We start from the raw sequence: 9,850 nt of genomic DNA, 5'->3' as shown, positions 1-9,850 counted from the left end.
GTTGTCCTTCCTGTCCTGGGACGGGTCGGGGGTGCGGGCGGGGCGGTAGACGAAGCGCGACAGGGGCCGCACGAAGGCGCTCCAGCCGGGTTCGCCTTCGGGCAGGGTTTCGTCCACGGCCTCGGCCACGGTCTTGAGCTTGGCGTCGAGGTTGTCGGCGAAGTGCAGGGCGAAGGCTTCGCGGGTTTTGGGGCGCTTGGGCGAGCCCCATTCCAGCTCGCCGTGGTGGGCCAGGATGACGTGGCGGACGTGGGTGGCGATTTCGGGCTCCAGGTCCCTGGCCTTGCGCAGAAAGGGTTCGAGCACCTGCATGCCGATGAAGATGTGCCCCAGCAGGCGGCCCTCGTCGCTGTGCTCGCGCACGGGGCCGGGGGCGTATTCCCAGGCCTTGCCCAGGTCGTGGAACACGGCGGCGGCGAGCAGCACCTGGCGGTCCAGGTCGGGGTAGAGGTCGCAAAAGGCCATGCACGCGCGGCACACGGCCAGGGTGTGCTCCAGAAGCCCGCCTGCGTAGGCGTGGTGGATGCTCACGGCGCCGGGGGCGGTCATGATCCGGGCCTTCACGTCCGGGTCGGTGAGCACGTTGCGGCACAGGGCGCGCAGGGGCTTGTGGCGCAGGTGTTCGCGGCACAGGGCCTCGATGTCGGCGAGCATGTCCTCGGGCGGCCGGGCGCTGGCGCGCACGAAATCGGCCAGGACGAGGGCGGCCCGGGCCTCGGGGGGCAGCACGGCCAGTTCGTCCACGACGATCTGGGCCTGGTCGCGGTATGTGCCCACGAGCCCCCGGACGTGGACGAAGCTGCCGGAGGCGAGCTCCTGGTGGGCCTGGGCCTGGGGCGAAAATATCTTGGCGGGCACCTCGCCGCTGCGGTCGGCCAGGGTCAGGGCCCAGAAGGGGCCGTTCTTGGCCTGGCCCTGGCGGGCCTCGGCCAGCAGGAACACGGCGTCGGCGCGTTGGCCGGGGGTCAGGTCGCGGACGAAAACGGTTTTGGCATGCATGGGTTGCGCGGGGGAATAAAGGGTTGCGCGGCGCGGCTGGCCGCCCGCAAGGGATAGCAGAAGCTTGGGGGCGGTGCAATCGTCCTGGGGCGTTGCGAATACGGCGCGCCTGGGCTAGGCTGGGGGCCGGGCGCCGGGGCGCCGGATTTTCCCCCGGGGCCGGGCCCGTCCGGCCGGGGGGCGCGCCCCGGAGCCGGACGCCAACGCCAACCAGGGAGCCTTTTGCCCATGAAGATTCTTCTCACCAACGACGACGGCATCCAGGCCGTGGGCCTGCGCGCGCTGTACGCGGCGCTTACGGCGCGCGGCCACCAGGTGCGCGTGGTCGCGCCGGTCACCGAGCAGTCCGCCGTGGGCCACGCCGTGACCCTGGCCATGCCGCTCAAGGTCAAGCAGTTCCAGGAGAACGGTTTTCGCGGCCAGGGCGTGCAGGGCACGCCGGTGGACTGCGTGAAGCTCGCCCTGAGCCGCCTGCTGGATGCGCCGCCGGACCTGGTTGTCTCGGGCATCAACGCGGGCTGCAACGTGGGCGTGGACATCATCTATTCGGGCACGGTGTCCGCCGCCACCGAGGGGGCGCTCATGGGCTTCCCGGCCCTGGCTGTGTCGCTGGACAGCTGGACCCCGGGCGACCTGGCCGAGCAGGCCGACTGGACGGCGGACTTCGTGGACCGCGTGGACTGGGCCGGGCTGCCGCGCCAGTGCGTGCTGAACCTGAACTTTCCGGACCGGCCCCTGGCCGAGACCGGGGCCCTGCGCATCTGCCGCCAGACCACGGCCGGCTACGAGGACTGGTACGACGAGCGCACCGACCCGCGCGGGCACAAGTACTACTGGCTTGGCGGGCGCATCCCCGAGGACCGCGTGAGCCCCGGCACGGACCGCGCCCTGCTGTGGGCCGGGCACATCACCCTGACACCGCTGCGTTTCAATTTCACCGACGAAGGCGCCATGGGCACCCTGGAGGGCATGGGCCTCAATTGACAGCCCACCGGGCTGCGTCTATAAGCTGGTTCGTTTCCGCAAGAACGCCTCCGCGCGCGGCGCCGCCCCCGGTTTACGGGTCGCGGGGCCCGGGCGCGCGGGGGGTCGCGATGTCCGCGAGGGCGGCGCCCGGCCCGGGTTCCGCCGCCATTCATACCGTGCGAGGAGGATGCCATGCCCCTGACCGGCCCCAAGGAGATGTTCGAGAAGGCGTACAAGGGCGGCTTTGCCGTGGGCGCGTTCAACGTGAACAACATGGAGATCATCCAGGGCATCGTCATGGCGGCCCAGGAGGAGCGCGCCCCGCTCATCCTCCAGATTTCCGCCGGAGCGCGCAAATACGCCAGCCAGCCGTACCTGATGAAGCTGGTGGAGGCCGCCCTGGTGGAGGCCGACCTGCCCATCTGCGTGCACCTGGATCACGGCGCGGATTTCGATATCTGCAAGGCCTGCATCGACGGCGGGTTCACCTCGGTGATGATCGACGGGTCGCACCTGCCCTACGAGGAGAACGTGGCCCTGACCAGGCGGGTGGTGCAGTACGCCCACGACAAGGGCGTGTGGGTCGAGGCCGAGCTCGGGCGGCTGGCGGGCATCGAGGAGCACGTCGTCAGCGAGGAGAACGTGTACACCGATCCCGACCAGGCCGTGGACTTCGTGGGCAAGACCGGCTGCGACAGCCTGGCCATCGCCATCGGCACCAGCCACGGGGCCTACAAGTTCAAGGGCACCCCGCGCCTGGACTTCGAGCGCCTGGAGACCATCACGTCCATGCTGCCGGGCTACCCGCTGGTGCTGCACGGCTCCTCCAGCGTGCCCCAGGAGTTCGTGGCCATGGCCAACGCCTACGGCGGCGAGATCCCCGGCGCCCAGGGCGTGCCCGAAGACCTCCTGCGCCGCGCCGCGACCTTTGGCGTGTGCAAGATCAACATCGACACCGACATCCGCCTGGCCATGACGGCCACCATGCGCAAGTTCTTCCACGACAACCCGGCGGCCTTCGACCCGCGCGGCTATCTGGGCGAGGCGCGAAAGGCGGTCAAGGATATGGTCCAGCACAAGATCAAGAACGTGCTGGGCTGTTCGAACCAAATCTAATTCCCTGTAAAGGAAGGAACAATGTCCGTGCGCATCGGTTTGAACGGCTTCGGCCGCATCGGCCGCTACCTCACCCGCCTGCTGGCCCGCGAGACGGAGCTCGAACTGGCCATGATCAACGCCCGGGCCGACAACGCGACCCTGGCCCACCTGCTCAAGTACGACTCCATCCACGGCACCTACCCGGGCGAGATCGTGCCCACCGCCGCCGGGCTGGCCATTGACGGCCATGAGGTCGCCGTGTCCCGCCAGGATATCGGGCAGTGGACCTGGGGCGCGGGCGGGGTGGACATCGTGGTGGAGACCTCGGGCCGGGTGAAGACCCGCGCCGGACTGGCCCAGCATGTGGACTGCGGCGCGAAAAAGGCCGTCATCGCCGCCCCGGCGGAGGACGCCGACCTGACGGTGGTCATGGGCGTGAACGACGGGCTCTACGACCCCGCGCGGCATGTGGTGCTCTCCAACGCCTCGTGCACCACCAACTGTCTGGCCCCGGCGGCCAAGACCGTGCACGACACCTTCGGCATCCGCCACGGGCACATGACCACCGTGCATTCCTATACCATGAACCAGCGCATCCTGGACGGCTCGCACAAGGACCTGCGCCGGGCGCGCGCCGCGGCCCTGAGCATCATCCCGACCTCCACGGGCGCGGCCCGGGCCATCGGGCTGGTCATTCCCGAGCTGCACGGCAAACTGGACGGCGTGTCCATGCGCGTGCCCACGGCCAACGTGTCCCTGGTGGACCTGACCTGCGAGCTGGAGCGCCCGGTGACCGCCGAGGAGGTCAACGCCGTGCTGCGCGCCGCCGCCGAGGGCCCGCTGAAGGACCACATGGGCTACACCGAGGTGCCCCTGGTGTCGGTGGACTACACCTCCAACGCCTGCGGCGGCGTGGTGGACGGCCTGCTGACCCACGTCATCGACGGCACGCAGCTCAAGCTGGTGATCTGGTACGACAACGAGTCGGGCTACTCCAACCAGCTGGTGCGCCTGCTGCGCAAGATGGCCGCCAGCCTGTAGCCGGGTCGGCCGTGTCGACCAGGGCGCCCGCAGGCTTCGGCCTGCGGGCGCCTTTGTCTTGGCCCGGGCCCGGGGCGCGCGGGCGCGGATGACTGTTGACAAATTCAACTGTCTGCGCTACGCGGGTGGCATGGACGCCGCGCACTACCGCCTGGAAGAATCCCTGGGATTCATGACCATCACCGCCCACCGGATGCTGCAATCGACCCTGCGCCGCCGGTTGCGCGCCGCAGGGCTGGAGCTCAGCCCCGAGCAGTGGGGCATCCTCGTGGTGCTCTGGGAGCGCGGCGGCATGACCCAGGACGAGCTGACCCATGTGTTTTGCGCCGACAAGTCGAGCATGAGCCGCGTCCTGGCCCTGCTGGAGGAGCGGGGGCTGGTGGAGCGACGGGTGGACGCGGACAACGAGCGGCGCAAGATCGTCCGCGCCACGCAGGCTGCCCTGGCCGTGCGCGGGCCGGGGTTCGACACCTCGGCGGCCATACTGCGCGGGGCCGTGGCCGGGCTGGCGCCCGAGGAGGTGGCCACCTGTCTGCGCGTGCTGGCCACCATCAAGGACAACCTGCGCGACGGCGCGGCCTGACCCCCGGGCGCGCAGGGGCGCGGGCTCGTGCCGCTGCATCCAGACGTTGAATTGCTCCTGAACCCCGGGCGCGCAGGGGCGCGGGGGAGAGCGAAAGCATGGCGCAAGCATGGGCGCGCCTGAACGCCGGGCGCGCAGGGCGCGGGGCCTCCGAGAGCTGCGGGCCCCGAGGGTGTGCTGAACGCCGGGCGCGCGGGGCGCGCGGGCCGGGGCGGTGCCCGGCGGATATTTTTTCCCTCGTTATGTTGATATTGTCAACAGTCTGGCGGCACCCGGGAGGCCAGCCGGGGCGCCGGGCCCCGGGCCGGGCGGCTGGCCGGAAACGGACGCGAACAACCACCAAGGAGCGCCTATGGACACGATCATGGAGCGGACCCGCAGGCTGCTGGAACTGCTGGGCCACGACGAGACGCCGCTTGGCGTCCACTACACCGACACTAGGCCCGAGGGCTTCGGGCCCAAGCCGGGCGAGCTGTTCACCCGCGAGCGTGAGGCCGCCGGGGCCATCGACTGGGCCCGGGCGTTTGGCAGCTTCTCCTGCGTTGTCGGCAACATCTGGCTGGCGCGCAAGAAGCGCAAGGCCGCCTGGATCAGCCATGAGGAGTGCGGCTGCATGGGCGGGGGCTACTACACGGGCATGTACGCGCCCTATGTCGAGATGATCGTCGACTACGTTTCCACCGGGGTTGCGGGCACGCCCCTGGAGGGCGAGCACTACATGCCCTCGCCCGAGTCCATGCGGCGCTTCCTGGAGGAGGCCGCCCCGCCGCCGCAGCCCGGCCGGTACTGCGTCATCAAGCCCCTGGAGCTGTTCGGCCCCGGCGAGGAGCCGCTGGTGGTGGCCTTTTTCGCGCGCCCGGAGGTGCTCACGGGGCTGCACTCGCTGGTGGGCTACGCCACGGGCAGCCACGAGGCGGTGCGGGCGCCCTTCGGGGCGGGCTGCACCAACATCGTGGCCTGGCCGCTGATCTACCAGGCGCGTGGCGAGGACTGCGCGGTGCTGGGCGGCTTCGACCCCTCGGCGCGCAAGTTCATGAAGCCCGACGAGATGACCCTTGCGATGCCGCTGGGGCTCTACCGCAGGATGCTCGATGTCATGGAGACCTCGGCCCTGACGCGGCACACCTGGGCGGGCGTGCGCAAGAAGGTCGAGAAGAGCCGGCGGGCCTGGGGCGAGGAGCCCCGGGAGGACTGATCCGGCCCGGGGGCCGTCCCGGAGCGGACGGCCCCCGGCTTTCCCGCGCTCAGGGCGTGGGCCCCGCGGCGTTCCACGAGCGGATCTCCTGCTGCCGGGCCCAGGCGTTGCTGTAGAAGCCGCCCCCGGCCATGAGCGCGGCATGGTCGCCGCGCTCGGCGATGCGCCCGTCGCGCAGCACGAGGATCTGGTGGGCCTGGCGGATGGTGGACAGCCGGTGGGCGATGACCAGCAGGGTCTTGCCGCGCATGAGGTTGGTCAGCCCCTGCTGGATGAGCAGCTCGTTTTCGGGGTCGATGGAGGCGGTGGCCTCGTCCAGGAGCAGGATGGGCGCGTCCTTGAGGATGGCCCGGGCGATGGCGATGCGCTGGCGCTCGCCGCCGGACAGCCGCGAGCCCTTCTCGCCCACGCAGGTGTCGTAGCCCTGGTCAAGGCTCATGATGAAATCGTGGCAGCAGGCCTTGCGCGCGGCCTGCATGACCTCCTCGTCGCTGGCCTCCTGCCGCGCCAGACGGATGTTGTTCATCACCGTGTCGTTGAAGAGGTACACGTCCTGGAAGACCACGCTGAAGAGGCTGTAGAGGTCTTCCTGGGCGAAGGTGCGGATGTCCGTCCCGCCGATGGTGATGGCCCCGCGGTCCACGTCCCAGAAGCGCAGCAGCAGGTTCAGGGCGGTGGTCTTGCCGCCGCCGGACTCGCCCACCAGGGCGGTCACCGTGCCCTCGGGCACGGTGAAGGACACGTCGCGCAGCACGGCCTTGTCGCCGTAAGCGAAGTCGACGCCCGCAAAGGCGATGGCGTGGCCCCGGGGCGGGGTGTGGCCCGGCCGGACCGGCAGGGGCCGTTCGTGGAGCACGTCGGCGATGCGCTTGAGGGAGGCCGCGACGTAGCGGAACTCGGCGATGAACACGCCGAAGTCCTGGAGCGGCTGGTAGAACTTGCCGCTGAACAGCAGGAAGAACAGGAACACGGCCACGCTCAGGGCGCCGTCGGCCACAAGCCAGCTCCCGGCCAGGAGCATGGCCACGAAGGAGGCGTCGAGCAGGGCCAGGAATATCTGGCCGCGCACGCCAAAGCGCGTCTCCATGGACAGGGACATGGCCCTGAAGCGCCGGTTGGCCTCGGCCCAGGGGGTGAAGCGCGCGCCGGTCATCCCGGCGGCCTTGAGCTCGCTCATGCCCCGCAGGTGTTCGAGCAGGGTCTTGTCCGCGAGGGCGCGGGCCGCGATGTGCCCGGGGGCCTCGCGCCCCAGGGCCCGGACGGCGTGCAGCATCAGGGGCAGCGCGGCCAGGGCCGTGACCACCACCACCAGCCCCAGGCGCGCGTCGGCCGCGCAGAGCAGGGCGCCGTAGAGCACCACGATGATGGCCGAGGTGACGATCTCGTGCAGGTAGATGCAAAAGACGGCCTCGGCGTCGGCCATGTCGTGGAGAAACCGCCCGCTGATGGCGGCGGTGTCGTTCTTTTTGAAGAACGACAGCGGGAGGCGCCGCAGGTGGTCGGACAGGCGCGTGCGCAGCCCGGCCACGGTGTCGTATCCGGCCTGGAGGGAATAGTGGTTCAGGCGGATGGAGGCGAAGTAGTAGGCCGCGACGAGCCCGGCCAGGGCCAGGGTGTACGCCGTGACGCCGCCCAGGGTCGCCTCCTGGCGCATGAGGGCGAGCATGAGAAAGTAGACCACGACGTACAGCGCGCCCAGGGCGAGCATGACGGCGAGGTTGAGCAGGCCCGAGCGGATCACGGGGCCCGTCTCCCCGATGGTGAAGCGGATCATTCGCAGCAGGTTCAGCATGACGGCGCTCCTTGGGCGGCCTGGTCCCGGCCCGGGGCCGGGGGTTCGTCGGAGGTGATCATCCAGCTCCTGGCGGTGGCGTAGGCGTCCCACATGCGGGCGTAGACGCCGTCCCGGGCCAGGAGCTCCCCGTGGGTTCCGGCCTGGGCCACGCGGCCCCGCTCCAGCACGATGATGGAATCGGCCCCGGCGATGGAAGGCAGGCGGTGGGCGATGACCAAAACGGTCCGGCCCGCCAGGAAGCTCGCCAGGCCTTCCTGGATGGCCGCCTCGGACTCGGGGTCCGCGAAGGCCGTGGCCTCGTCCAGCAGGACCACGGGCGCGTCGCGCAGGGCCATGCGTGCCAGGGCGATGCGCTGGCGCTGCCCGCCGCTCAGGTGGACCTCGCCCCCGGCGCCGATGCGCGTGTCGTAGCCGTTGGGCAGCCCGGCGATGAACTCGTGGCAGCGGACCAGCTCGGCCGCTTCGCGGATGGCCTGGGGCGTGGCCCCGGGGCTGCCCAGGGCGATGTTCTCGGCCACCGTGGCCGAGAAGATGAACGGCTGCTGGAAGACCATGCCCATGACGCGGGCCAGCTGCGCCCCGGAGAAGTCCTCCAGGGGGATGCCGCCCACGCTGACGGTGCCGGACGAGGCCCGCTCCAGGCCCGCGATGACGGCGGCGACGGTGCTCTTGCCCGAGCCGCTGTGGCCGACGATGGCCGTGACACGGCCCGCCCGGGCGGTGAAGGACACGTCGCGCAGCACGGATTTGCCCTCGTAGTCCACGCAAAGGCCGTCCACGCGCAGGTCCGGGGAGGCGATTTCGGCGGCCTGCCGGGTGCCGCGTGCCTCCACCGGCGTTTCCAGCAGCGCCTTGACGTTGGCGTAGCCCATGCCCGCCCGCCACAGCAGCGACACGAAGCGCACCAGTCGCGACAGGGGCGCGAAGGACGCCACCCCGAGCATCAGGAACAGGACCACGTCCTCGAAGAGCACCAGCCCGGCCAGGTGCAGGTAGGCCCCGGCCGCGGCCAGGGCGCCGAAGGAAGTGGTGGTCAGGGTCAGGAACACGACCCAGCGGCGCACGAAGACCTTGCGGACCATGAGCTGGATCTCCTTGAACCGGCGGATGGCCCGCTGCATGCGCGAGAAGGATTCCGTGGTGCGGTTGAATATCTTGATGTCCGGCATGGCCTCGACGAACTCCACCGCGTCGGCGTGCAGCAGCTCCAGGGAGTCGAGGTAGTCCTGGGTCAGGGTGCTCTTCTTCATCATCAGCGCGAGGCTCCCCAGGTGGCAGATCACGGCCGCCGCCATGAGCGCCAGCATGACCAGGGCCAGGGGCACGCTGACGAAGAACAGCGCCACGACGGTGACCACGGGCAGCAGCAGCGCGGCCACGCCGTCGGTGACGTTATGGGCGATGAAGTTCTCCACCTGCTCCAGCTCGTGCCCCAGGACCTTGCGCAGCCCGCCGGTGCTCTGGCCCGCGAACCAGTGCAGGGGCAGCCTGCCCAGGTGCTCCAAGGCCGCCGTGCAGACCCCCGTGTTCAGGGCGAAGGCCGCCTTGTGCGACAGGTGGGACGACAGCGCCCGGCACAGGGCGGCCAGCAGCAGCGCCCCCAGGGCGGCGAGGCAGGGCAGCACGGGCAGCCCCGGGGCCGCGCCCTGGGCCAGGAACTGGCGCAGGATCAGCCAGGCCATGAATATGGGCACGGGAAAGAGCAGGGCGGCCGCGCAGGCCAGCAGGATCGAGCGGACCAGGTCCGGCCAGGCGCCGGGGGCCATGGAAAACAACCATCGCGCGGGTTTCGGGGCCAGCATGGGGACTCCTCGGGAAGCAAAGCGTTGGGGACGGTTCCGGGCGGCGGCGCCGCCCGCCGGGGCCTCGGTGGTCACGGGGCACAGGTGTAGCGGATTGCTGCACGGGCGGGGGGCTTTTGCGCAAACGGGGCATTCTTGGGCCCGCTGCGGGTAGTCCGCCGGGCCGCCCCGCGGCGGGGGGCGGCACAACTTCGCCCCGACCTTGAGCCTCCGGCCCCGCGGCCCCACTCCGCCCCGCCTTGGCCCCCCCATCTGGCCCCGGCCCCCGGCCTTGAGCCCGGCCCCCCCGCCCCGGCCCCGGGCCATATCCCACCCCGACCCCGGCCCCTGGCCCGTGCGCGGTTTCCTGTTGCCTTTGCCGGGCGGAGTGG

At 70.7% G+C, this 9,850-nt stretch carries 8 protein-coding genes; 5 read left to right on the top strand and 3 right to left on the bottom strand.

The window, feature by feature from the left end; translation table 11 throughout:
* A partial coding sequence (locus M0P34_RS10050) for an HD domain-containing protein (protein WP_291498782.1) occupies window positions 1–999 on the bottom strand: 999 nt, incomplete at its 3' end.
* Between the two features lie 228 nt (window positions 1,000–1,227).
* Between M0P34_RS10050 and surE the strand changes: the two genes are divergently transcribed.
* The 5 genes from surE (at window position 1,228) to M0P34_RS10025 (ending at window position 5,882) form a co-directional block, all read left to right on the top strand.
* Entirely contained in the window at window positions 1,228–1,983 is a 756-nt protein-coding gene (gene surE, locus M0P34_RS10045) for a 5'/3'-nucleotidase SurE (RefSeq protein WP_291498781.1), read from the top strand.
* 174 nt (window positions 1,984–2,157) lie between these two features.
* The gene (gene fba / locus M0P34_RS10040) at window positions 2,158–3,081 is read left to right on the top strand and encodes a class II fructose-1,6-bisphosphate aldolase (RefSeq protein ID WP_291498780.1); all 924 of its coding nucleotides are present in this window, start codon (window positions 2,158–2,160) and stop codon (window positions 3,079–3,081) included.
* Window positions 3,082–3,102: 21 nt separating this feature from the next.
* A complete protein-coding gene (gene gap, locus M0P34_RS10035) occupies window positions 3,103–4,104 on the top strand; it encodes a type I glyceraldehyde-3-phosphate dehydrogenase (protein WP_291498779.1) in 1,002 nt (333 codons plus the stop codon).
* 88 nt (window positions 4,105–4,192) lie between these two features.
* Window positions 4,193–4,687: a MarR family transcriptional regulator gene (locus M0P34_RS10030; RefSeq protein ID WP_291498778.1), complete on the top strand. Its 495-nt coding sequence runs from the start codon at window positions 4,193–4,195 to the stop codon at window positions 4,685–4,687.
* A gap of 352 nt (window positions 4,688–5,039) precedes the next feature.
* On the top strand, window positions 5,040–5,882 hold the full coding sequence (locus M0P34_RS10025; RefSeq protein ID WP_291498777.1) for a DUF169 domain-containing protein: 843 nt from the start codon (window positions 5,040–5,042) through the stop codon (window positions 5,880–5,882).
* A gap of 49 nt (window positions 5,883–5,931) precedes the next feature.
* Here the strand turns inward: M0P34_RS10025 and M0P34_RS10020 are convergent, their stop codons facing one another.
* Both M0P34_RS10020 and M0P34_RS10015 read right to left on the bottom strand, forming a co-directional pair.
* On the bottom strand, window positions 5,932–7,674 hold the full coding sequence (locus tag M0P34_RS10020; RefSeq protein WP_291498776.1) for an ABC transporter ATP-binding protein: 1,743 nt from the start codon (window positions 7,672–7,674) through the stop codon (window positions 5,932–5,934).
* Entirely contained in the window at window positions 7,668–9,479 is a 1,812-nt protein-coding gene (locus M0P34_RS10015) for an ABC transporter ATP-binding protein (protein ID WP_291498775.1), read from the bottom strand. The genes M0P34_RS10020 and M0P34_RS10015 overlap by 7 nt, the downstream gene beginning before the upstream one ends.
* Window positions 9,480–9,850 lie beyond the last annotated feature (371 nt).

This window comes from Desulfocurvus sp. (assembly GCF_023230885.1).
In the GTDB taxonomy this organism is placed as follows: domain Bacteria; phylum Desulfobacterota; class Desulfovibrionia; order Desulfovibrionales; family Desulfovibrionaceae; genus Desulfocurvus.
Note: the sequence above shows the minus strand (reverse complement) of the source record. Positions and strands in the feature narration are given on the sequence as shown.